The 21,730-nt window shown below is 74.0% G+C and carries 20 protein-coding genes; 12 read left to right on the top strand and 8 right to left on the bottom strand.

The window, feature by feature from the left end:
* Positions 1-61 precede the first annotated feature (61 nt).
* The 3 genes from ACI1MP_RS05070 to fabG are packed head-to-tail and all read left to right on the top strand — an operon-like array spanning position 62 to position 3,247.
* Positions 62-1,210 carry an acyl-CoA dehydrogenase family protein gene (locus tag ACI1MP_RS05070; RefSeq protein WP_380332737.1) on the top strand — a complete coding sequence of 383 codons (1,149 nt, stop codon included), beginning with the start codon at positions 62-64 and terminating at the stop codon, positions 1,208-1,210.
* A gap of 55 nt (positions 1,211-1,265) precedes the next feature.
* A complete protein-coding gene (locus ACI1MP_RS05075; RefSeq protein WP_100584816.1) occupies positions 1,266-2,453 on the top strand; it encodes a thiolase family protein in 1,188 nt (395 codons plus the stop codon).
* A gap of 35 nt (positions 2,454-2,488) precedes the next feature.
* On the top strand, positions 2,489-3,247 hold the full coding sequence (fabG, locus tag ACI1MP_RS05080) for a 3-oxoacyl-ACP reductase FabG (protein WP_189272174.1): 759 nt from the start codon (positions 2,489-2,491) through the stop codon (positions 3,245-3,247).
* A gap of 26 nt (positions 3,248-3,273) precedes the next feature.
* Here the strand turns inward: fabG and ACI1MP_RS05085 are convergent, their stop codons facing one another.
* Complete coding sequence (locus ACI1MP_RS05085) at positions 3,274-4,899, bottom strand: ABC-F family ATP-binding cassette domain-containing protein (RefSeq protein ID WP_404867833.1); 1,626 nt, start codon at positions 4,897-4,899, stop codon at positions 3,274-3,276.
* 517 nt (positions 4,900-5,416) lie between these two features.
* Complete coding sequence (locus tag ACI1MP_RS05090) at positions 5,417-7,051, bottom strand: ABC-F family ATP-binding cassette domain-containing protein (protein WP_100584819.1); 1,635 nt, start codon at positions 7,049-7,051, stop codon at positions 5,417-5,419.
* Between the two features lie 430 nt (positions 7,052-7,481).
* Between ACI1MP_RS05090 and ACI1MP_RS05095 the strand changes: the two genes are divergently transcribed.
* Positions 7,482-7,889: a carboxymuconolactone decarboxylase family protein gene (locus ACI1MP_RS05095; protein WP_198520345.1), complete on the top strand. Its 408-nt coding sequence runs from the start codon at positions 7,482-7,484 to the stop codon at positions 7,887-7,889.
* Between the two features lie 89 nt (positions 7,890-7,978).
* On the top strand, positions 7,979-8,344 hold the full coding sequence (locus ACI1MP_RS05100) for a hypothetical protein (protein ID WP_404867834.1): 366 nt from the start codon (positions 7,979-7,981) through the stop codon (positions 8,342-8,344).
* Positions 8,345-8,351: 7 nt separating this feature from the next.
* Here the strand turns inward: ACI1MP_RS05100 and ACI1MP_RS05105 are convergent, their stop codons facing one another.
* Positions 8,352-10,550 (bottom strand): hypothetical protein, encoded by a 2,199-nt coding sequence (locus tag ACI1MP_RS05105; protein ID WP_404867835.1) that lies wholly within the window; start codon positions 10,548-10,550, stop codon positions 8,352-8,354.
* Positions 10,551-10,745: 195 nt separating this feature from the next.
* Positions 10,746-11,789, bottom strand: coding sequence for a S66 peptidase family protein (locus tag ACI1MP_RS05110; protein WP_404867836.1), 1,044 nt, complete (start codon positions 11,787-11,789; stop codon positions 10,746-10,748).
* A gap of 123 nt (positions 11,790-11,912) precedes the next feature.
* Between ACI1MP_RS05110 and ACI1MP_RS05115 the strand changes: the two genes are divergently transcribed.
* Positions 11,913-12,479: a DUF6210 family protein gene (locus tag ACI1MP_RS05115; RefSeq protein WP_404867837.1), complete on the top strand. Its 567-nt coding sequence runs from the start codon at positions 11,913-11,915 to the stop codon at positions 12,477-12,479.
* On the opposite strand, the gene ACI1MP_RS05120 is transcribed toward ACI1MP_RS05115, so the two are convergent.
* On the bottom strand, positions 12,376-13,329 hold the full coding sequence (locus tag ACI1MP_RS05120; protein ID WP_404867838.1) for a zinc-binding dehydrogenase: 954 nt from the start codon (positions 13,327-13,329) through the stop codon (positions 12,376-12,378). The genes ACI1MP_RS05115 and ACI1MP_RS05120 overlap by 104 nt on opposite strands.
* A gap of 127 nt (positions 13,330-13,456) precedes the next feature.
* Here ACI1MP_RS05120 and ACI1MP_RS05125 point away from each other — a divergent pair, with 127 nt between their 5' ends.
* From ACI1MP_RS05125 to ACI1MP_RS05135, 3 genes are all read left to right on the top strand, one after another.
* Complete coding sequence (locus tag ACI1MP_RS05125; protein ID WP_380332756.1) at positions 13,457-14,005, top strand: DUF4240 domain-containing protein; 549 nt, start codon at positions 13,457-13,459, stop codon at positions 14,003-14,005.
* Between the two features lie 291 nt (positions 14,006-14,296).
* Positions 14,297-15,046, top strand: a complete 750-nt coding sequence (locus tag ACI1MP_RS05130; protein ID WP_404867839.1) for a class I SAM-dependent methyltransferase — start codon at positions 14,297-14,299, stop codon at positions 15,044-15,046.
* A gap of 42 nt (positions 15,047-15,088) precedes the next feature.
* Entirely contained in the window at positions 15,089-16,216 is a 1,128-nt protein-coding gene (locus ACI1MP_RS05135) for a hypothetical protein (RefSeq protein WP_404867840.1), read from the top strand.
* On the opposite strand, the gene ACI1MP_RS05140 is transcribed toward ACI1MP_RS05135, so the two are convergent.
* The gene (locus ACI1MP_RS05140) at positions 16,182-17,018 is read right to left on the bottom strand and encodes a nucleotidyltransferase domain-containing protein (RefSeq protein WP_380332762.1); all 837 of its coding nucleotides are present in this window, start codon (positions 17,016-17,018) and stop codon (positions 16,182-16,184) included. The two genes, ACI1MP_RS05135 and ACI1MP_RS05140, sit on opposite strands and share 35 nt — an antisense overlap.
* A 222-nt stretch (positions 17,019-17,240) precedes the next feature.
* Here ACI1MP_RS05140 and ACI1MP_RS05145 point away from each other — a divergent pair, with 222 nt between their 5' ends.
* Together ACI1MP_RS05145 and ACI1MP_RS05150 are read left to right on the top strand one after the other, a co-directional pair.
* On the top strand, positions 17,241-17,729 hold the full coding sequence (locus ACI1MP_RS05145; protein WP_363469846.1) for a VOC family protein: 489 nt from the start codon (positions 17,241-17,243) through the stop codon (positions 17,727-17,729).
* 234 nt (positions 17,730-17,963) lie between these two features.
* Positions 17,964-19,439: a phospholipase D-like domain-containing protein gene (locus ACI1MP_RS05150; RefSeq protein ID WP_404867841.1), complete on the top strand. Its 1,476-nt coding sequence runs from the start codon at positions 17,964-17,966 to the stop codon at positions 19,437-19,439.
* On the opposite strand, the gene ACI1MP_RS05155 is transcribed toward ACI1MP_RS05150, so the two are convergent.
* Both ACI1MP_RS05155 and ACI1MP_RS05160 read right to left on the bottom strand, forming a co-directional pair.
* Positions 19,426-19,656 carry a hypothetical protein gene (locus ACI1MP_RS05155; protein WP_404867842.1) on the bottom strand — a complete coding sequence of 77 codons (231 nt, stop codon included), beginning with the start codon at positions 19,654-19,656 and terminating at the stop codon, positions 19,426-19,428. The genes ACI1MP_RS05150 and ACI1MP_RS05155 overlap by 14 nt on opposite strands.
* 18 nt (positions 19,657-19,674) lie before the next feature.
* Positions 19,675-20,580 (bottom strand): MerR family transcriptional regulator, encoded by a 906-nt coding sequence (locus ACI1MP_RS05160; protein ID WP_404867843.1) that lies wholly within the window; start codon positions 20,578-20,580, stop codon positions 19,675-19,677.
* Positions 20,581-20,739: 159 nt separating this feature from the next.
* Between ACI1MP_RS05160 and ACI1MP_RS05165 the strand changes: the two genes are divergently transcribed.
* A complete protein-coding gene (locus ACI1MP_RS05165; RefSeq protein WP_404867844.1) occupies positions 20,740-21,666 on the top strand; it encodes an NAD-dependent epimerase/dehydratase family protein in 927 nt (308 codons plus the stop codon).
* Positions 21,667-21,730: the final 64 nt, after the last annotated feature.

A 21,730-nucleotide genomic window follows, 5' to 3' on the forward strand; every position in this document is an offset into this window, starting at 1 on the left:
GGGCTACAGTCGCCGTAAAACTTGCACCGCTAGTTTATTGGGACTGTCGAGGGGTCGCCGCGTGGACCTGGAGCTGACCGAGGAGCAGGCCGCCGTCCGGGAGTTGGCGGCCGGGTTCGCCGACCGGGAGATCGTGCCGTTCGCCGCCGAGTGGGACCGGGCGGAGTCGATCGACCTGGGGATCGTGAAGAAGCTCGGCGCGCTGGGCTTCCTCGGCCTGACCCTGCCGGAGGAGTACGGCGGCAGCGGCGGCGACCACCTGGCGTACTGCCTGGTGCTGGAGGAGCTCGGGCGGGGCGACTCCTCGGTGCGCGGGGTGGTGTCGGTCTCGCTGGGCCTGGTCGCCAAGTCGATCAACGCGTTCGGCACGGCGGAACAGAAGCGGCAGTGGCTGCCGCGGCTGTGCTCGGGCGAGGCGCTGGCGTGTTTCGCGCTGACCGAGCCCGGCACCGGGTCGGACGCGGCGAATCTGACCACCCGGGCGGTGCGGGACGGCGACCACTGGCTGATCTCGGGTTCGAAGATGTTCATCACCAACGGGACGTGGGCCGAGGTGGCGCTGGTGTTCGCCCGCACCGGCGAGCCCGGGCACCGGGGGGTGAGCGCTTTCCTGGTACCCACCGACACGCCCGGGTTCACCCGCACGCCGATCCACGGCAAGCTGGGCCTGCGCGGCCAGGCGACCGCCGAGCTGTCATTCGACGCGGTCCGGGTGCCCGACAGTGCCCGGCTCGGCGCGGAGGGCAAGGGCTTCACGGTGGCGATGGCGGCGCTCGCCAAGGGTCGGATGTCGGTCGCGGCGGGCTGCGTCGGCATCGCGCAGGCCTCCCTCGACGCGGCGGTCCGCTACGCCGGCGAACGCGAGCAGTTCGGAAAGCCCATCGCCCACCACCAGTTGGTGCAGGAGCTGTTGGCCGACATCGCGGTGGACGTGGCCGCGGCGCGGCTGCTGACCTGGCGGGTGGCCGACCTGGTCGACCGCGGCCTGCCGTTCGCCACCGAGTCCTCGGTCGCCAAGCTGTTCGCCTCCGAGGCGGCGGTGCGGTCGGCGAACAACGCACTGCAGGTGTTCGGCGGGTACGGCTTCATCGACGAGTACCCGGTCGGCAAGTACCTGCGCGACGCCCGCGTGATGACGCTGTACGAGGGCACCAGTCAGATCCACAAGCTGCTCATCGGGCGTTCCCTCACCGGGGTCAACGCCTTCTGACCGTGCGTCACGAGCGCACCGGTCGACCGACCGTCACGAACAGGAGCTCGACGAAGTGCTTCCGGTCTTCATCGCCGCCGCCCGCCGCACCCCGATCGGTCGGCTGCGCGGCGCACTGTCCGCCGTCCGACCCGACGACCTGTCGGCGGCGGTGCTGCGCGGACTGCTCGACCAGGTGCCGGGGCTGGACCCGGCGCGGATCGACGACGTGTACTGGGGCGCCGCCAACCAGGCCGGCGAGGACAACCGCAACCTGGCCCGGATGGCGGTGCTGCTCGCCGGCCTGCCCGACTCGGTCCCGGGCGCGACCGTCAACCGGCTGTGCGCGTCCGGGATGGAGGCCGTCACCACGGCGGCCCGGGCGATCGGGTCCGGTGAGGCGGACGTGGTGGTCGCGGGCGGCTGCGAGTCGATGAGCCGGGCCCCGTTCGTGCTGCCCCGCCCGGACGAGGCGCTGCCGCACAAGCTGGAGACCTTCGACACCCGGCTCGGCTGGCGCCTCACCAACCCGCGGATGCGCGAGCTGCACGGCGTGCTGTCGATGGGCGAGACCGCCGAGGAGGTCGCGGCCCGCTACGGCATCGACCGCGAGGCGCAGGACGCGTTCGCGCTGCGCAGCCACCGACTGGCCGCGCAGGCACGGGAGTCGGGCCACTTCGACGCCGAGCTGCTGGCCGTCGAGCGCCCGGACGGGGTGCTGGTGGAGCGCGACGAGTCGATCCGTCCCGACACCACGGCCGAGAAGCTGGCCGCGCTGAAGCCGGTGTTCCGGGCGGGCGGGACTGTCACCGCGGGCAATGCCTCGCCGATGAACGACGGCGCGGCAGCGCTGCTGCTGGTCAGCGAACGAGCGCTCGCGGAGCTGGAGTTGGAGCCGCTGGGGCGGTACGTGGCGGGCGCCTCGATGGGCGTGCACCCGGACGTGATGGGCATCGGGCCGGTCCCGGCGACCCGGCGGGTGCTGGAGCGCGGCGGCTGGAAGCTGCAGGACGTGGAGACCGCCGAGTTCAACGAGGCGTTCGCGGCCCAGGCGCTGGCGTCCGTCGGCGAGTTGGGCATCGACCCGGAGCTGGTGAACCCGTCCGGCGGGGCGATCGCCCTGGGCCACCCGCTGGGCTGCTCGGGTGCCCGGATCCTCACCACGCTGCTGCACCGGATGCGCCGCACCGGCGCCCGGCGCGGCCTGGCGACCATGTGCGTGGGCGTCGGCCAGGGCTCCGCGGTGCTGGTCGAGCGGGACTGAGTTCATTCATGACGAACCATCAGGAAGGTGTGACTGTGGGCAGGTTCGACGGCAAGGTGGCGGTGGTGACCGGCGCCGCGCAGGGCATCGGGGCGGCGACGGCGCGGCGGCTGGCCGAGGAGGGCGCGGCGGTGGCCGTGGTCGACCTGACGGCGGAGCGGGCCGAGGGCACCGTCAAGGAGATCGTCGCGGCGGGCGGCACAGCGCGGGCGTTCGGCTGCGACGTGGCCGACTACGAGGCGGTGGAGGCCGTGTTCGCCTCCGTGGTCGAGGAGTTGGGCGGGGTGCACATCCTGGTGAACAACGCCGGGATCACCCGCGACAACCTGTTCTTCAAGATGCCGAAGAGCGACTGGGACCTGGTGCTGTCGGTCAATCTGACCAGCGCCTACAACTGCTCGCACGTCGCGCAGCGGTACTTCGTGCAGCAGAAGTACGGCAAGATCGTGTCGCTGAGCTCGCGATCGGCGCTGGGCAACCGCGGCCAGGCCAACTACGCGGCGGCGAAGGCCGGCATCCAGGGCCTGACGGCGACGCTGGCGATCGAGCTGGGTCCGTACAACGTGAACGTGAACGCGGTCGCGCCGGGCTACATCGCGACCTCGATGACGGCGGCGACGGCCGAGCGGGTCGGGGCGACGCCGGAGGCGCACCAGGCGGAGGTCGCGCAGCGCACCCCGCTGCGGCGGGTGGGCCTGCCGGAGGAGGTCGCCTCGGTGGTGGCGTTCCTGGCGAGCGAGGACGCGTCGTACGTGAGCGGGCAGACGCTGTACGTCAACGGCGGCGCGCGGTAAGTCCGTTGGCGCAGGCCGGCGGTGCGTCAGGGGTTCAGGCCGATCTCGCGACCCTGCCAGCGGCGGCGCAGCCAGCGGTCGTGGGCGGCCACCACGATCGCGCCCGGGCCGTTGGCGCCCATGGCCTCCTCCAGTTCGTCGCAGAGCACCGGGGAGAGGTGGTTGGTGGGTTCGTCGAGCAGCAGCAGCTGCGGCGGGCGGGCCACCAGCAGGGCGAGGGCGAGGCGGCGGCGCTGGCCGACCGACAGGGACCCGACGGGGCGGTCGAGGTCGGTGGCGGCCAGCAGGCCGAGCGAGGCCAGCGGGACGCGTTCGGCGCGGTCGGGGCCGAGCGCCAGCTCGTAGGTGTCGCGGGCGGTGCGGTCGGGCCGTTCGAACACGGTGTCCTGGGTGAGCAGCCCCACCGTCAGGCCGGTTCTCCGGTGCATCCGCCCCGTCGCGTCGAGGCGGCCTGCCAGGACGGCGAGCAGGGTGGACTTGCCGGTGCCGTTGCCGCCGGTGATCAGCAGGCGTTCGTCCGCGGCCACGTCCAGGGCGTCGAGTGCGAGCCGTCCGGGCACCCGGAGCCGGTGCAGCGTCACCAGCGGGTCGGGCACCTCCTGCTCCGGGCCGCCGACGAGGGCGTCCGGGGCGAAGCGCAGCGGGGCGGGCGGTTCGGCCACCTGGCGGCGTTCCAGGTCGGCGAGTCGGCCGGCGGCGTCGCGCACCCGGCGGGAGATCTGCTGCTGCACCCGGCCGGCCCGGTGGCCGTAGCCCATCTTCTCGTTGTCGGTGGGCCCGCGGTCCGGAGCGACCCGGTGCGCGGTCACCTCCACCGAGCGCCGCAGCTCCGCCAACTCCCGCTGCTCGTCGGTGAACCGGCGCTCCCAGCGGTGCCGCCGGGCGCGCTTGGCGTCCAGGTAGGCCCGGTAGCCGCCGCCGAAGCGGACCGGGCCGTCCGCCGCCGGGTCGAGGTCGAGCAGGTCGGTGCAGACCGCGTCGAGGAACGCCCGGTCGTGGCTGGCGACGACCACCGTGCCCGGCAGGGAGCGGAGTTGCTCCTCCAGGAAGGCCGCGGCGCCGTCGTCGAGGTGGTTGGTCGGCTCGTCGAGCAGGACGGCCGCGGGGCGGCGCACCAGCAGGGCGGCCAGGGCGAGGCGGCCGCGCTGCCCGCCGGACAGCGAGCCGAGAGTGCGCTGCGGCGCGACGGCGGCCAGGCCGAGACCGTCGAGCAGTAGGGCGGCGCGGCGGTCGGCGTCCCAGGCCTCCCGGTCCTGGGCCTGCTCCAGCCGCGCGCCGTACGCGGCCAGCAGGTCGGGCAGGCGCGGGTCGCCGTCCGGGAGTTCGGCGAGGTCGGCTCCGAGCCGGTCGAGTTCGGCGAGGTCGGTTCGGGCCTCGCGCAGGGCGTCGTCCAGTACGGCGGCGACGGTGGTGGCCGCGTCGAACGGGATCTCCTGGTGCAGGTACCCGAGGTCGGCCGGGCGGTCGACGCTCCCGGCATCGGGCTCGTCCACGCCTGCCAGCACCCGCAGCAGGGTGGACTTGCCGCAGCCGTTCTCGCCGATCAGGCCGAGACGGCGGCCGGGTGCGGCGGTCAGCGACAGGCCGTCGAGGATCCGGCGGCCGCCGAGGACCCGGACCAGGTCATGGGCGATCAGGGCAGGTTGGGTCATGAGGTAACTCCGTTGCAGTCGTTGGCGGCTCGCTTCGGGCGGGCGAGCGGCCCGGGCCGGGATCGGACGGACGGACGGACCGACTCGGCGACAGCCGGGGCCGGTTGAGGCACGGCGAGCGGGGCTCCCGCGGCCCGGTCGGCGGCGAGCTGCCACCCGGGCCGCGGGACGCGGCGGGACGGCCGCACGGTGCGGCCCGCCGCCGCCCCGGGCTCGGCAACTCGGGTGCGCGCGACCGTGGTTGAAGCATGGTTGAAGCACCCCGTCGGCCGCTGAGCCCCGCAGCACAGCCACACCGGGCAGTGCGCCGGGCCGACCCCGCCCAGGTGGCCCGGCCTCGCCCGCACCCTCGGCCGGTCGAGCCCCCGCCGAACTCCCCCGCAGTCCGCGACGAGCAGCCCGCCGGGCACGCTGCCGCAATCCACGGGAACCGGCAGGGCAGCCTCACCGCGGCCCACTCGCGACACCTGCCCGGGCGGCCGGTGGCCCGCCCGGGCAGGTGTCTCGGGGCGGTCGGTCAGATCGCGGGGGCCGCCGCTTCGGCGAGGACGCCGTCGGCCAGGCGCAGGCGGCGGTCGACGCCGATCTCGGCGAGGAACCGTTCGTCGTGGCTGACCACCAGGAACGCGCCCTTGTAAGCGTTCAGGGCGCTCTCCAACTGGCCCACGCCGACCAGGTCGAGGTTGTTGGTGGGCTCGTCGAGCAGCAGCAGGTGCGGTGCGGGTTCGGCGCACAGCACGCAGGCCAGGGTGGCGCGCAGCCGCTCGCCGCCGGACAGCACGCCGACCGGCAGGTGCGCGCGGGGCCCGCGGAACAGGAACCGGGCGAGCAGGTTCATCCGCTCGGCCTCGGGGCGCTCGGGCGCGAACTCGGCGAAGTTCTCCGCGACGGTGCGGTTCTCGTCCAGCAGGTCCAGGCGCTGCGACAGGTAGGCGATCCGGCCTTCGCCGCGCCGCAGTTCGCCGCTGTCCGGGGTGAGCGCGCCGGTGATCAGCCGCATCAGGGTGGTCTTGCCGGCGCCGTTGGGGCCGGTCAGCGCGATCCGCTCGGGGCCGCGGACGACCAGGTCGACACCGCCGGGGGCGAACACCTCGCTGCCGTCGAGGCGCGCCTGCAGGCCGGTGCCGTGGAACAGGGTGCGGCCGGCGGGCACCTGGGTGTCGGGCAGTTCCAGGCTGAGGCGCTGCTCCTCGCGCACCGCCCGCCCGGCCTCGTCGAGGCGGGCCTTGGCCTCGTCGACCCGGGCGGCGTGCACCTGGCCCGAGCGGCCGGCGGCTTCCTGCGCGCCGCGCTTCATGTTTCCGGCGAAGATCTTCGGCAGTCCGGCGTTCTTCAGGTTCTTCGCGGCGTTGCTGGCCCGCCGGTCGGCGCGCTCCCGGGCCTGCTGGGCCTCGCGCTTCTCCCGCTTCAGCGTCTGCTCGGCGTTGCGGACGTTGCGTTCGGCGACCTCCCGCTCACCCCGGACGGCCTCCTCGTAGGCGGTGAAGTCGCCGCCGTACAGGCGCAGTTCGCCGTTGCCGAGTTCGGCGATCCGCTCCATCCGGTCGAGCAGCGCGCGGTCGTGGCTGACCAGCAGCAGGCAGCCGTTGAACTCGGACAGCACGTCGTAGAGCCGGTGGCGGGACGTCAGGTCGAGGTTGTTGGTGGGCTCGTCGAGCAGCAGCACGTCGGGGCGGCGCAGGAGTTGGGCGGCGAGGCCGAGGGAGATCACCTGGCCGCCGCTGAGCGTGCTCAGGCTGCGGTCCATGGCGAGGTGGCCGAGGCCGAGGCGGTCGAGTTGGGCGCGGGTGCGCTCCTCGATGTCCCAGTCGTCGCCGATGGTGGCGAAGTGCTCCTCGGCGACGTCGCCGGACTCGACGGCGTCCAGGGCGCGGATCACCTCGGCGATGCCGAGCACCTCGGCGACCGTGAGGTTCCCGGTCAGCGGCAGGGTCTGCGGCAGGTAGCCGAGGGTGCCGGAGACCGTCACCGACCCTGCGGTGGGCTTGAGTTGTCCGGCGATCAGCCGGAGCAGGGTGGACTTGCCGGAGCCGTTCGGGGCGACCAGGCCGGTGCGGCCGGTGGGCACGCTGAACGACAGGTCGTGGAAGACGGGGGTGTCGTCCGGCCAGGAGAAGGACAGGTTGGAGCAGACGACGGCAGCGTCGGACATGGTGAAGAGACCTCGAAGGTGCTGGAGGGCAGGGAACAGCCACTGCCCCGAGGGGACGGGCGAAAAAGGGGACGACGAAACGGACCACTCCGGCAGCGCTCCTGTGCGCCGGCCCGGTGGCCGTCAGATCCGGATCTCACCCGGAGATGTCGTCGTCACCCGCCACGTCTCTGTCCCTCTGCTCACGCGAATCGCGTACCCGCGCATCGCGTACCAACGGTGTCGCGGCGAGTGTAGCGCCTCCTCGCGCCGGACGTCGCAGCATTTGATTCCGGCCGGTGTCGACCCGGCCAGCCCCGCAGGGCCGCCCTCCGTTGGGCCGCCGGGGGGGCGCGTCGGCGCGGCCCGCCCGATGCGGCCCGGCCGGACTCTACGGTGGCCTTCGGGCCGTCGAGCTGCCCGATCGTCGAACCACGCAGGGAGCCGGGCCATGACCACGGACGACCGCCGTGAGCGTTTCGAGCGGGGCATGCGGGTCCTCGGGCGGATCGACGGCGAGGCGGGCGAGCGGATGGTGGCGGCGCTGACGGACGTCTCCCCCGAGCTGGCGCACCAGATCGCGGCCTGGGGGTTCGCCGAGATCTACTCCCGTCCGGCGCTGGAGCCACGCGACCGGCAACTCGTCACGCTCGGCATGCTGACCGCGCTCGGCGGCTGCGAGCCCCAGGTCGAGGTCCACGTGAACGCCGCACTGAACGTCGGCCTGACGCCGCGCCAGATCGTCGAGGCCCTGCTGCACGCCGCCGCCTACTGCGGGTTCCCCCGGGCCATCAACGCCACCCTCGCCGCGAAGCGGGTCTTCGCCGAGCGCGGCCTGCTGCCCGTCGACGCCGACTGAGCCCGGCCTCCCGGTAGCGTGGGCAGTTCGGGACCGCGCCGCCGCACCCGGAGGGAGACCGCCCGCATGACCCAACAGCACGCCGAGCGATGGGAGTTCGCCGACCACCCGCCCATCGCGGCCGACGGGCAGGACGCCGTCGCCGAGCTGCGGCGACGGATCGGCGCGGGCGGCTGGAGAACTGGCTGCACAGTTCGCGCGGGCGGCAGTTGGCGGTGGTCTGCAACGGCGAGCGGGCGATGGTGATGCTGCTGGACGGGCCGGGCGACCCGGGCGGGCACGCCGTCGACCCGGGCGCGGACGGCTGGAGCGACGGCTACCTGCTCGCCAGCGGCCGGCACGACGAGTACCCGGACGAGGACACCGTCCCGCTCGACCGGGCGCTGCGCCTCGTCCGGCACCTGTTGGGCACCAGTGCGCCGCCGCCGGACGCGCCGTGGTCCGTGGATCGGTGAGCGGGCATCAACTGCCCGCCGCCGCCTTCGCGTTGACGAGCTGCTGGAGGTAGCGTTCGGAGGCGCGCAGCTTGCGGCCGTCGGGGCCGGGCAGGTGGGCGCGGAGCTCTATGATCTCGGGCGCGATCCGGATCGCCTCGGTCGGGTCCTTGACGGCGCGCCAGCAGGCTTCGGCGTTGGTGGCGGCGCGCTGGGTCTCGGGGTGCTCGGGGCCTTCGACCTGCAGCAGCGCGGCGGCCACCTGGCGGTACAACTCGGCGGCCAGCAGGGGAAGTCCGGCCACCCGGGAGACGTGCGCGCGGACCTGCCGGACCTGGAGCACCACCGGGGCGAGGGTGCCGTGCGCGGCGACCGCCTTGTTCTCCAGGGCGAGTGCGAGCGTCGCGGCGGTGTCGTGGTCGCCCGCCTCGGCGGCCCGGACGATCTCGCCGATGGCCTCCAAGTAGTCGGTCGGCGGGGCCTGTTCGGCCGGGGCAGCGGAGGCGTTCTTCTCCAGCGGGACGGCGACCACCCGCGGGTCGTGCCGGACCGGCGGCTTGTCCAGTGGCACGGTCGCTGCCAACGGGTCGTGCCGGAGCGGCGGTCGGGGCTTGTCGAGGGGCACGGTCGGAACCGTCGCGCCGGGGTCGGGCAGCGGCAGGGTGGCGGCCAGGGCGTCGCCGGTGATCGGGACGGTCGCTGCCAGCGGGTCGAACCGGGGTTCCGCCGCCGCGGGTTCGGACCGTTCGAGCAGTCCGGCCGGTGCGGGCGCGGGTGCGGCCTTGGCGAAGTCCACGGCGTACCACTCGGCCGGTGCGGGCGCGGTTTCGGACTCGGCGAGTTCGGCCGCCGGGAGGTCCTTGCCGAGCCGGACGGTGGGCTCGGGTGCGATGTCCGGTGCGGGGCGGTCCTTGCCGAGGTCGACCAGCGGCGTGTCCACCGGGACCATCGGGACGCCGCGCACCAGCGAGACGATCATTCGGCGGCGGGCGGGCGTGGCGGGCACGCCGGGCTTGCGCAGCGAGACCAGGGCGCGCGGCGTCCAGCCGGGGGCGAGCCGGGGCCGGGCCGGTTCGGCGGGGCGCGCGGCGGGCGGGGCGGCCGGGGCCGCGGCGGGGGGTGCGGTCGGTCGGCCGGCAGCGGTGTCGGCAGGGCCGATCTGCCGGGAGGTGTTGCGGAACCACGGCCGGTCGCCGGGGTGGGCGGCGATCACCACGGTGTCGGCGCGCAGCACCGAGTGGACCTGCTGGCGGACCAGTTCGGGGGTGAGCAGCTGGTCCGCGCCGGGGCGGCCGCGGTGCAGGGTCTCGATCAGCGCGCGGGTGAAGGTGCCGAGCTGGTCGGGGTCGTGGTTGACGACGGCCCACAGCGGCACGCCTTCGCTCAGCTGCTGCCCGGCGGCGGAGACGAGGTGCGGCCACAGCACCGGGTCGGCGCTCAGGTCGCCGACCACCAGGGTGTCGAACTCGGTTCCGCGGTGCCGCAGTTCGGTGGCGAGGGCGGACCAGGGCAGGCTCTCGGAGGCCTTGTTCTCGCGCAGCGAGAGGTACATCTGGTCGCCGCGCCGGTCGGTGACCAGGTGGCCGCCGAGGTGGATCAGCAGCGGCCCGGGGTGGCGGGCGGCGGCGCGCAGGTGGGCGAGCACGGTCTGCGGGTCGTTGGCGCCGGGCAGGTGAACGGCGTCCACCTGGTCGGCGGAGAGCAGGATCTGCGGGGCGACGCCGGCCAGCGCGGCGGACAGCACGGAGGCGTGCGCGGTGCCGCCGCGTCCCCAGCGGCGGCCGCCGCCGTAGCCGCCCTCGATCACCAGGATCCGGCCGCGCAGGCCCTGGCCGATGCCGCGGGCGGGCGCGGGTACCGGCGCGGGTGCGGGAGTTGACGCCGCGACGGGTGCCGGGGCGGCCGTGCCGGGCGGCGGCATGTCGGCGGTGATCACCGGGATCATGCCCGTCCACCCGGTGCTGACCGGGGCGGGCGGCATCGCGGGCGGCGGCGGGACCGGCGTGCCGCCGGCCGGGGTCGGGGTGGGCGGCGGGGCCGGCCGGTTGCCGCCAGGGGTGAGGTCCGGGGGCGTCAGGTTGACCCGCAGGTTGACGGAGGTGGCGAACGGGTCGTTGGCGGGCGGAAGTTCGGCGCCCTGCGCGGGGCTTCCCGCCGGCTGGGTCGGCAGCTTGAAGGTGTCCTCCAGGTCTGCCGCCGCCGGACCGTCCCCCGTCGTCGATGCCACGTCAGCCACCGTCAGGTCACCGCCCCCGTCCGCCGCCCGCGCGACGTCGTGCCCGTTCGCCGCAGTGCCCCGGGCACCGCGTTCCGATCCCGGCCACGATACGTGGTCGGCGGGCGACCGGGCCAGGCCGGGTGGCGCGGCCCGCGGCGGCCCGCGCTGGTCGGCGCGGGTGCGGGCACGTGCCGCCGGGCAGGGTCAGTAGGTGACGGTGATGCGGCGGGCCGGGCCGTCGACCCGGATCCGGCCGCCGTACGGAATCACCTGCTGGGGCTGGGTGTGGCCCAGGTCGACGTCGAACACGGCCGTGGTGTCCGGCGCGTAGGCGTCCAGGGCGCGCAGCGCGCCGGCCCGCTGCTCGGCGCGGTACTCGGCGCGCTGCGCGGCGTCGTTCGGCTGCTCGAAGGACCAGGCCATGGCGCGGCCGAACAGCACGGCCGGGAACTGCCGGAGCAGTCCGCGTTCACCGAGGTTGCGCAGCATCCGGTACACCTCGGTGCCGGACGGCATCTCCTCGGAGGTCTCCAGCACCAGCACGCAGCCCGCGTACGCCTCGACGGGCAGCAGGCGGTCGGCGGCGGCCATCCAGTGCAGGATCTCCAGGTTGCCGCCCCAGCTGACGCCTTCGACCACCTGGTCGGAGCGGTGCCAGTAGGTGCCGGTGCCGGGCTCGCTCGCAGGCAGCCGTTCGAAGGTGGCCGGGTCCTCCCAGCGGCCGAGCTCGGTGCTGACGTCCTCGGCTTCGCGCAGTTCGAACTCGCCGCTGTCGAACAGCGCGGCCCGCAGCGAGGCCTCGGTGAGCGGGTGCAGGGCGCCGGGCCGGCCGAACTCGGTCATCACCGCACCGCCGTGGTACGAGACCACGCCGTGCCGCCACAGGAAGTCCAGCAGGTTGGTGTTGTCGCTGTACCCGAAGAACGGCTTGGCGTGCGATCGGAGCAACTCCCCGTCCAGGTACGGGACGAGACTGATCTGCTCCTCACCGCCGACCGTCGCCAGCACGGCGGTGATGCTCGGGTCGGTGAACGCCGCGTGCAGGTCGGCGGCCCGCTCCTCGGGGCTCGCCCCGAGCTTGCGGGTGGTCGGGTACTCGACCGGCTCCAGTCCGAACTCCTCGCGCAGGCGGCGCAGGCCGAGCTCGTACGGCAGCGGGAACGCGGCGGGCCCGGCGAAGGACGGCGAGAGCACGGCGACGCGGTCGCCGGGCCGGGGCTTGGGAGGGTACATCGGCTGATCTGACATGTCGGGATGCTAACGAGACCGTCGGGCCGGGCACGACCCGATTTCCGACGGCCCGTCAGTCGCGCGTTCGCCCTGCGGGGAATCCCGTTGAGCCCGGGGCCGGCCGCCGGGAAGACTGCGGCCATGGGCTTTCGACGCGTCGTCTTCCTCGACCCCGACGGCACCAGCGGCGGCGGCTGGCTGTTCGCGCTGGTCGAGGCGCCGACGAGGGTCGTCCACCAGCACCAGTACGGCGGCACCGCCTGCCGAATGGGACAGGTCGAGGGCTTCCTGATGCCGCTGTTCGCCCCGGCCGCACTGGACGCGCTGCGCGAGCTGTTCGAGCGTCACTTCCGCGGCGCCGGCACCTGGAGCCACAGCTGGCCGGACGACGAGCGGCGCCGCCTCCGCGCGATCGTCGGGACCGTCCGCTACTGGACCTCCGACGGCACCACCGAGCAGCCCCACCCCCTGTGCCTGGACGAGACCCGGCTCGACCGGGCGGAGGAGGCGTGGGTTCCGGTGCTCACGCCGGACGGGCCGGCCGTGCTGGTGCGGTCGAACTCCGACCGACCGGGCGTCGCTCGGGTTCGACGCAGCGTCCGGGTCACTCCGGGCGGACGTCCAGCAGCGTCTTGCCGAGCGTGGCCCGGGATTCGATGGCGCGGTGGGCGTCGGCGGCCTGCGCCAGCGGGAAGCGGCGGCCGATGACGGGGCGCAGGCGGTCGGCCGCGGCCTCGGCGAGGACGTGGGCGGTGGCGGCGCGGACGGCGTCGGGGGTGGGGCGCAGGGTGAGGACGGTGAGCCCGCGGGCGGCGACCTCGTCCGGCGGCAGGTCGGTCCAACTGCCGCTGGCCAGACCGTAGCTGAGTAGGTGTCCGCCGGGGCGGAGCAGGGTGGTGGCGGCGCGGCCGAGGGTGCCGCCGACGCCGTCGAGGACGAGGTCGACGGGGGCGGTGCGGGCGGTCCAGTCGGGTTGCCGGTAGTCGAGGGTTTCGGCGGCGCCGAGTTCGGCGGCGAGGGCGAGTTTGGCGGGGCCGCCGGCCGCGGCGACCACGTGCAGGCCGGCGCGGGCGGCGAGTTGGACCAGCAGGGTGCCGACGCCGCCCGCGGCCGCCAGGATCAGGACCCGGGAGCCGGGGGCGGGTGCGGCGGTCTCCAGCAGCAGGCGGGCGGTGCGGCCGTCGGCGAGCAGCGCGGTCGCGGTGTCCAGGGCGAGGCCGTCGGGCACCGGGTGGAGGCCGGCGGCGGGGACGGCGGCGCGTTCCGCGTAGCCGCCGCTGCCGCCGGTGGAGGAGATGACGCGCCGGCCGAGCAGCTCGGCGTCGACGCCGGGGCCGACGGCGGCGACGGTACCGCCGACGCCGTTGCCGGGGATCATCGGCAGCGCGGCGGAGAACGGGCCGAGTCCGGTGGCGCGGAACTGGGTCTCCACGAACGTCAGGTTGGCGTGGGCGACGTCGATCAGCACCTCGCCGTCGCCCGGCACCGGATCCGGCGCCTCGCCCGGCACCAGGACCTCCGGCCCGCCGAACTCCCGCAGCCACACTGCCCGCATCATGCCTCCACCCGTCGTCCGGCCGGACGTTTCCGGCCCTGCCGTCGCCCATCCTGCGAGTTCAAGCGCCCTTGAAGTCAAGGGCCTGCGGCGGAAACCGGTGTCCTCGGGGCGTGGGAGCATGCCGGGCATGGACCTGAGCGTTTTCTGGGAACTGGTGGAGTCGACCCTGGAGGCCGGCGCGCCCTGCGACCGCACCAAGCTGCTGGTCGACCGGCTGGGACAACTGCCGTTGGAGGAGGTGCTGGAGTTCCAGCTGCGCCTGGACGAGGTGCGGGCGCCGGTGGACACCCGGGCCACCGTCGCGGTGGCGAAGCTGGTGGCGCCCGGCCGTCTCAGCGACGACGGCCTGTGGTACTTCCACGCCTGGCTGGTCGGCCTCGGGCAGGACGCCCACCGGCTGGCCGTCGACGAGCCGGACGCGCTCGCCGACCACCCCGAGTTCCGGCGGCTGGCCGCCGAGACCGACCGCCAGCTGCCCGGCTGGGAGACCCTCGACTACTGCGCGGCCGACGCCTGGGAGGCGCTCACCGGCAACGAGGACGGCCTCGAGGAGGCGATGCTCGCCCAGGGCCACGACAGTCCGCTGGTCGCCGACCCGGACGGCGAGCCGTGGACGGCCGAGCAGACCGCCGCCCGCCTGCCGAAGCTGACCGCCCTGTTCCCTGCCGCCGACTGACACCCCGTCGGCCCGCGGATCCAGCCCCGGGGCGAATGTCGGCCACGCCACGCCCTGTCACCCGCCCGGATGATTTTTTCTCGACCCCGGGCGGCCGGGCGCAGCGCGGAAGGCGCCCGTCCCGGCCTCGCAGGGGTGGCCCGCCCGGCCCGGGGCCCGTCGCCCGAAGTCCGGGGCCTGCGATGTCGGCGCCGGGCGGCAGCGGCCCACTGCGGCGGTGGCCGAAACTCGCCCGACCTGGTCGGCCCGGTCCCCGCTGCCTAGGATCGGCGAGGTCGGAAGGGGGGCCGGATGGACCGGACCGTTCGCACGGTCGAGGACGTACTCGCGCTCCTGGACGGGCTGTTCGGCACCGCGCCGGAGACCGGCCGGCTCGCCACCGGCGACGGCCGGGACTACTGGGACCGCTTCTACGGCGACCGGAGCAGGCCGGTCCCGTTCTTCGTGGCGAAACCGGACGAGAACCTGGCCGCGCACCTCGACCGGGGCCTGATCGCCCGCGGCCGCGCGCTGGACCTGGGCTGCGGCCCGGGCCGCAACGCCGTGCACCTCGCCGCGCGGGGCTTCGAGGTGGATGCGGTCGACCTCTCCCCCGTCGCCGTCGAATGGGGTCGGGAGCGGGCCCGCGAGGCGGGTGTCGACGTCCGGTTCCGCTGCGGGGACGCCTTCGCCGTCGGTGCGGGCGAGCTGAGCGGGCCGTACGACCTGATCGTCGACTCGGGCTGCTTCCACCACCTGCCGCCGCACCGCCGGGTCGGCTACCTGGCGCTGCTCGACCGCGTACTGGCTCCCGGCGGTCTGTTCGCGCTGACCTGCTTCGCCGCCGGCGGGGGCGGCATGGGCTCCGAACTCTCCGACGCGGACTGCTACCGCGAACGCTCGCTGCACGGTGGCCTCGCGTACACCCCGGACACGCTGCGCCGGGTGTTCGCCGACCTGACCGAGGTCGAACTGCGCCGCATGCGGGAGCAGCCCGCCGAGTCGCCGCTGTTCGGCATGCCGTTCCTGTGGACCGCCCTGTTCCGGCGCCCCGCGCACTGACGGACCGTCGACTGTCCGTCCCGCCGCCTACTCTCGGCGGCCATGACCACCATCGACGACCCCGAGTGGCGTGACAATCCCCGGCTGAACGCCTGGCTGACCGAGGGCCGGGACGGGTTTCCCGCCTGGGCCGAACTCACCGGCGGCGGCTGGGACTTCGACACCGGCTCGCTTCCCCGCCTGGAGCGGACCGTTCGGGAGCGCTTCCCGGACCGGGAGCAGGCGGACGCGGCGCGGAACGAGCCGTTCCTGACCGCTGCGGCCTGGTACTTCGGCGAGGTGCACGTCCGCAACTACGGTGCGCTGTGGCACTGTTCGCCCGAGCCTGCACCCCATGCGCCCGGGCGGCTGCAGCCGCTGCTGCGGCTGCCGAAGGAGGTGCTGGACGAGGAGGAGGCCCAGGAGCTGGCCGAGGCCGAGGAGTTGTACGAGGACGACTTCCCGATGTGCGCCGCGCTCGACACGGTGGTCGCGGCGGCCGGCCCGCCGGCGGGCGACCGGCTGGCGGAGACGCTGGAGGGCTATGCGTTCTGGGATTCGGTGGTGGACCGGGCCCTGGACCTGGCCCGCACCCGGCCGGGGCAGAACCGGGGCAGCCGCCCCCGGCCCGACGCGCCCGGACCGCTCGACCCCGGCCGGCCCGGCCAGGACCTCGCGCTCTGGCTGGCGATTCGCGAGGAGGCGTTCCCGCTGTGGGCGCGGGCCACCGGCCGGGAGGGTGAACTCGACTTCTCGGAGCGGTCGTTGGAGGCGCTGGAGGAGGTGCTGCGGCAGCGCGTCCACACCCTGGGCCTGGCCGACAAGTTGGACCACATGGCGGCAGTGGAGCGCTACCGGATCGCGCATCTCCCGTCCGTGATCCGCCTGTTCGACGATCCGGTCTTCGACTGTGCGCTCTGGTACCTCGGCGAGACCGCCTGCCGCGCCCGGGGCGCCCGCTGGCTCCCGCTGCGCAACAACGAGGACGTCGACGCCGAGACCCGTCCCCGGCTCGCGGTGGCCCTGATCGACCGCCGGATCGGCCCGCGGCTCGAACTGACCGCCGCCGTCCACCGCTGCCTGCGCGACCGTGCCGACCCGGCCGACGGCTACGGCTCGCTCCGCGCGGCGCTGTCCGTCCTCGGCCGAACTCCCGTCACTCCAGCGCCCGTTCGATCGCCGAGCGGGTGAACAGCCGGGCCTGCTCGGCGCGCTGGTCGCGCTGTTCCCCGGTGAGCGGCAGCGGTGTGCCGTAGCGGCGGGCGACGATGTCCGCGACCAGCTCGGACGGGGCGTCCAGGGACGGAAGTCGGGCGATCGCCTCGCGCTTGGTGATCAGGCGGCTCTCGCGGAGGGCGACGGTGGCGCGGGTGGTGGTGATCGGGCCGAAGTCCACCCAGATGTCGCGCTGCCACGGTCCGGGGCGGTCGGTGACGGGGTACCAGTAGGTGCGCAGGTCGGTGCGGAGGTGCGCGTGCAACTCCTGGTCGCCCACCGGGGGCAGCAGCGCGACCGCCTCGGCACCGGCCAACCGCATTCCGCCGTCCAGGAGTTCGCGCCTGGTGACGGCGGTGACCGGCCGGTCCATCGGCTCGCCCTGGGCGAAGGTGAAGTGGTCGACGGCCGGGTCGGCGAGCGCGTCCTGCGACAGGTAGGTGCAGTGCAGCTTCTCCGCGGGCGACCGGTCGGCGATCAACTGCTGGTGCAGGAGCGCGAGTTCGGTGCGCAGCCGGCGGTCCGGCGCGGTCGGCAGGACGGCGATCAGGTCGAGGTCGCTGCGGCCGTGCCGGTAGTCGCCGAGCGCGAGCGAGCCGTGCACCCAGAGCGCGGTGACGGGGGTGACGGTGTGCAGGCGGGCGGTGAACTCCGTCAGCAGCGGGGCGGCGAGGGCGCGTTGGGCCGGGTCGCGCTCGGCCTGTTCGGCGGCGGTGGGCAGGCCGGCGACGGGCGGGAGGTCGGCGGCGGGCGGGGTGACCGGGTCCGGGAGCGTCATGGCACCGACTCTGCCACGGCCCGCACGGCCCCGCCCCGCATTCCGCCCCCACCTGTCCCCCGAGCTCTCCCCCGGCCCGCCCCCTCGACCCGCCGCCTCGGCCCGTCCCCTCGGCCCGTCCCCCGACCTGGCGCACCGCCGGAGCGCCGCCCGCTCCCGCCGGACCTGCCGGGCTAGCGTCGATGCGGCAGGCCTCGAACAGCGACGAAAGGCGTTCCCCCGATGGCGGAGAAGATCACCCCGTTCCTGTGGTTCGACCACCAGGCCGAGCAGGCGGTCGCGTTCTACCTCTCGGTGTTCCGGGACGGCCGGGTGACGGACGTCAAGCACTACTCGGAGGCCGGGCCGGGCCCGGCGGGCAGCGTGATGCTGGTGTCGTTCGAACTGTTCGGCCGGGAGTACCGGGCGCTGAACGGCGGGCCGATGTTCACCTTCAACGAGGCGTTCTCGCTCCAGGTGGACTGCGACGACCAGGCCGAGGTGGACCGCTACTGGGAGTTGCTGACCGCGGACGGCGGGGAGCCCGGCCAGTGCGGCTGGCTGAAGGACCGTTTCGGCCTGTCCTGGCAGATCGTGCCGCGCCGGCTGCTGGAGCTGCTGAACGACCCGGACCCGGAGCGGGCGAACCGGACGGTGACGGCGATGCTCGCCATGACCAGGCTCGACCTCGCCGTGCTGGAGGCCGCGGCCGACGGTGACTCGTCCGGGTGACGGCGCAGCCGACGGGTCGCCCCTCACCCGGGCTCGAACCTCCGCGCGAGCCGGGGTGGCGGGGCGAACGCGGGACAGAACGTCCGGTCAACGGTTGTCCGGGTCCCGGTAAAAGTATTCCTGTTCAGCGATCTGTCATGTCCGGACTCTTCTGATCGGCCGTCAGGGCGTGTCTTACTGGGCGGCGCTACGCGCGTCACTTCCGTATGTGCACCCGACAGCTGGAGCCCCGCCATGAGCCTCACCCGCCGCCTGCTGCGCACCCTCGCCGCCGGTGCCACCGTCGCCGCCACCGCGCTCGCCCCGGCCACCGCCGGCCACGCCGCCACCGGCGCCTACACCCTGGTCGTCCTGCCCGACCAGGGCGAGAGCGCGATCTACGGCCTGGTGAACTCGGCCACCAGGTCGGTCGACGTCACCATCTACGAGCTGCGCGACACCAACCTCACCACGGCGCTGGTGAACCGCCAGAAGGCGGGCGTGAAGGTCCGGGTGGTGATGGACCCCAACCACAGCACCGTCAACAGCGCCGCGTACAACGCGCTGACCGCCGGCGGGGTGAGCGTGGTCTACTCGTCCACCTCGTTCACCTACACCCACCAGAAGACCATCACCGTGGACGGCGCCAGGTCGTACGTCTCCACCGGCAACTTCGACACCACCTACTACGCCACCTCCCGCGACTACGGCGTGCTGGACACCGATGCGGCCGACGTCGCCGCGATCGAGCAGGTCTTCGACGCGGACTACGCGCACACCGCCGTCACCCCGTCCGACGGGACCGACCTGGTGTGGTCGCCCACCGACTCGCAGAACCGGCTGCTCGCGCTGATCAACGGCGCCCAGCACAGCCTGGACGTCGAGCAGGAGGAGTTCGGCGACACCGCGCTGGTCAACGCGATCGTCGCCGCCGAGCAGCGCGGCGTGACGGTGCGGGTGGTCGCCGAGGACACCTCCGCGAAGTACACCGCGCAGTTCAACCAGGTCACCGCGGCGGGCGGCAAGGTCACCACGTACACCAGCAGCACCGGGTTCTACGTGCACGCGAAGGCGATCGTCGCGGACTACGGCACCTCGACCGCGAAGGTGTTCGCCGGTTCGGAGAACTTCTCCGACAACTCGCTCAACCACAACCGCGAACTCGGCCTGATCATCGCCGACCCGGCCGTGATCTCCGGCATCGAGTCCACCTTCACCGCCGATTTCAACCGCGTCCCGAGCACCGGCGGCACCACCCCGCCGCCCACCGGCTCCTGCACGCCCACCCAGCTGCTCGGCAACCCCGGCTTCGAGACCGGCGCCCTCAGCCCCTGGACCGGCACCGCCGGCACCGTCAACAGCGCCGCCACCGAGCCCGCCCGCAGCGGCAGTTGGGACGTCTGGCTGGACGGCTACGGCACCACCCGCACCGAGACCCTCACCCAGACCGTCACCGTCCCGGCCGGCTGCGCCGCGAGCCTCACCTACTGGCTGCACGTCGACACCGCCGAGACCAGCGCCACCACCGCCTACGACAAGCTCACCGTCACCGCCAACGGCGCCACCGTCGCCACCCACTCCAACCTCGACCACAACACCGGCTACACCCAGCACACCGTCGACCTCTCCGCCTACGCGGGCCAGACCGTGACACTGACCTTCATCGGCGCCGAGGACTACCAGAAGCAGACCTCGTTCGTCCTCGACGACCTGGCGCTCAACGTCTCCTGACACTCCACCGGCACCGGGTCTCCCAGCCGCCGTCCAGCAGGTGCCGCGTACCGTCCGCCCGCACGACGGCCGGACCGGGGTCGGCGAGCTCCACCCGGTCGCCGGCGGCCAGGAACAGCGGGCGGGTCGGAACGAACGCGTAGCCGTCGTCGGTCTCGAACTCGTCGATCAGGACGAGCCGCGAGGCCGCGACGGCTCCGTCTCCGGTGAGGCGCATGCCGCAGATGATGGCACGTCAGCCCGGGAGGCGGGCGGCCAGGGCGCGGGTGAACCAGGTGAGGACCGGGGTGAGACCCTCCGGGGCCGTCCAGCCGTTGATCACTGCGAGCAGCCGCAGGTACTGCTCGCGGCGCGGATCGTTCGCCGCCTCCAGGTACGTCCACAGGTGACGGCGCAGCTCGACGTCGTCGGGCCGGGCCAGCTCCTCGGCGTACTGGGCCGTCACCGCCTCGACCACCGGATCCGCCTGCGCGGACGCCGGGTCCAGGCCGGCGGTCACCGCCGGGGCGGCCCGGTCGCGGACCAGAGCGACCGCGTCCCGGTGCAGGCCGGGACGGCGCCCGTCGGCCAACTGCCGGACGACGGCGCGGAACTCCGGGTCCTGGGTGAGTTCCGCCAACTCCAGCCAGGCCTCGACCTGACGGGCATCCGGATCGTCGGGCAGCTCCGGGGTCAACGTGCGCCTGGCGCCGGCGAGTTCGGGGGCGTCCCCGAGGGCGGCGTCGAGGAAGTCCTCGATCAGCCGCCGGCGTTCGTCCGCCGAGAGCTTGGCCAGTCGGTGCATCAATTCGGTCTCCTCGGGTGTCGCCCCGCGCCTGGCCACCGCCGTCAGTACCGCACGCCGCAGCCGCAGCACGTCGATCTGCACGGCAAGCGCCTCGGCGTGCGCAGCCGCGACCTCGCACAGCGACAGCTCCCGGTCCACGACCCTCCGAATCGCCGGAAGCCCCAGCCCCAGATCGCGCAGCGTCCGCACCAGGTCCAGCCGTGCGACGGCGTCGACGCCGTACCAGCGGTGCCCGGCCGGGGTACGGCCGGTGGGCGGCACGATGCCCCGATCGGAGTAGAACCGGATCGCCTTGACCGTCAGCCCGGTCCGCCGGGCCAACGCACCGATCGAGTAGCGCGTGTCGCCTGTCATCCCGCCATCCTCCGACCTCCCCCTACGGGAGGAGCAACCCGGCGAACCCGCGCTGGAGTGCGGAGGCCTCGGACCGTCCGTTCGATCAACAGTTCTTCTTCACATCTGCCCTGCAAGTCGGGACTTCTACTGATGCCCACCCGCTACCACCATGGGCGCATGCGAAAGATCTGTGTCATCGGCGGAAGCCGGTACTTCGGGAAGCTCCTGGTCGAACGACTGCTGGCCGCAGGGCACCAGGTCACGGTGATCAACCGTGGTTCCGTCCCGCCGCCCGTCGGCGTCGAGCACCTCGTGGTCGATCGGAATGACGAGGCCGCCCTGACGGCCGCCCTCGGCAGCCGCGCCTTCGACGTCGTGGTGGATCAGGTCTGCTACACCCCCGTGCAGGCCGCCGTCGCCGTCCGGGTCTTCGCCGGTCGGACTCGGCGGTACGTGATGACCTCCACGATCGAGGTCTACGACCCGCGGAGCGGCCCGCTGCCGGCCCTGGCGGCGGAGGTGCCGGTGCCGGAGGAGGTGGTGGACCTGGGCGGCTGGCCGGTGGCCATGGATGCACCGTGGGAGGACGACGCGTACCGAGCGGCGCACTACGCCGAGGGCAAGCGGCAGGCGGAGGCCGTGTTCGCCCGTGCCGGTGGCGTCGAGTTCGCCGCTGTGCGCAGCGCGCACGTCCTGGGCGGCGGCGCGCAGGAGTTCACCGGGCGATTGGCGCACTACGTCGAGCGGATCGCCGAGGGCCGGGCGGTCGACGTGCACGCGGAGGCGCTGCCCACCGTCTTCATTCACTGCCGGGAGCTGGCCGAGCTGCTGGTGTGGGCGGCCGTCGCCGAGTTCACCGGCCCGGTCAACGCCTGCTCCGACGGCCTGCTCGACGTGCACGGCCTCGCCGCGATCGTCGCCGAGGGGGTCGGCCGGGAGCCCGTCCTGCGGACCGTCCCGGTGGGCGGGGAAGCTTCGCCGTTCTCGTTCGACCGGCACTACGCCATGAGCAACGCCCGTGCGAAGAATCTCGGTTTCGCCTTCTCCCGCACCACCGACTGGCTGCCCGGCGCCGTCGCCGAAGCGATCAGCACGAGGCCGTGACCGGCCGGGCGACCAAGCAGACGTCCAGGCGGTGGCCCGGTCGTCGGACAGGCGGTCGTTCGAA

Source organism: Kitasatospora griseola (assembly GCF_044999035.1).
GTDB lineage: Bacteria > Actinomycetota > Actinomycetes > Streptomycetales > Streptomycetaceae > Kitasatospora > Kitasatospora griseola.

Coding starts and splice junctions, on each gene's coding strand:
- ACI1MP_RS05095 (WP_198520345.1), top strand. CDS start 7,482: ATGACCACGGACGACCGCCGTGAGCGTTTCGAGCGGGGCATGCGGGTC.
- ACI1MP_RS05145 (WP_363469846.1), top strand. CDS start 17,241: ATGGCGGAGAAGATCACCCCGTTCCTGTGGTTCGACCACCAGGCCGAG.
- ACI1MP_RS05090 (WP_100584819.1), bottom strand. CDS start 7,051: ATGTCCGACGCTGCCGTCGTCTGCTCCAACCTGTCCTTCTCCTGGCCG.
- ACI1MP_RS05115 (WP_404867837.1), top strand. CDS start 11,913: ATGGGCTTTCGACGCGTCGTCTTCCTCGACCCCGACGGCACCAGCGGC.
- ACI1MP_RS05155 (WP_404867842.1), bottom strand. CDS start 19,656: ATGCGCCTCACCGGAGACGGAGCCGTCGCGGCCTCGCGGCTCGTCCTG.
- ACI1MP_RS05120 (WP_404867838.1), bottom strand. CDS start 13,329: ATGATGCGGGCAGTGTGGCTGCGGGAGTTCGGCGGGCCGGAGGTCCTG.
- ACI1MP_RS05100 (WP_404867834.1), top strand. CDS start 7,979: ATGGGAGTTCGCCGACCACCCGCCCATCGCGGCCGACGGGCAGGACGC.
- ACI1MP_RS05125 (WP_380332756.1), top strand. CDS start 13,457: ATGGACCTGAGCGTTTTCTGGGAACTGGTGGAGTCGACCCTGGAGGCC.
- ACI1MP_RS05165 (WP_404867844.1), top strand. CDS start 20,740: ATGCGAAAGATCTGTGTCATCGGCGGAAGCCGGTACTTCGGGAAGCTC.
- ACI1MP_RS05150 (WP_404867841.1), top strand. CDS start 17,964: ATGAGCCTCACCCGCCGCCTGCTGCGCACCCTCGCCGCCGGTGCCACC.
- ACI1MP_RS05140 (WP_380332762.1), bottom strand. CDS start 17,018: ATGACGCTCCCGGACCCGGTCACCCCGCCCGCCGCCGACCTCCCGCCC.
- ACI1MP_RS05130 (WP_404867839.1), top strand. CDS start 14,297: ATGGACCGGACCGTTCGCACGGTCGAGGACGTACTCGCGCTCCTGGAC.
- ACI1MP_RS05160 (WP_404867843.1), bottom strand. CDS start 20,580: ATGACAGGCGACACGCGCTACTCGATCGGTGCGTTGGCCCGGCGGACC.
- ACI1MP_RS05110 (WP_404867836.1), bottom strand. CDS start 11,789: ATGTCAGATCAGCCGATGTACCCTCCCAAGCCCCGGCCCGGCGACCGC.
- ACI1MP_RS05085 (WP_404867833.1), bottom strand. CDS start 4,899: ATGACCCAACCTGCCCTGATCGCCCATGACCTGGTCCGGGTCCTCGGC.
- ACI1MP_RS05135 (WP_404867840.1), top strand. CDS start 15,089: ATGACCACCATCGACGACCCCGAGTGGCGTGACAATCCCCGGCTGAAC.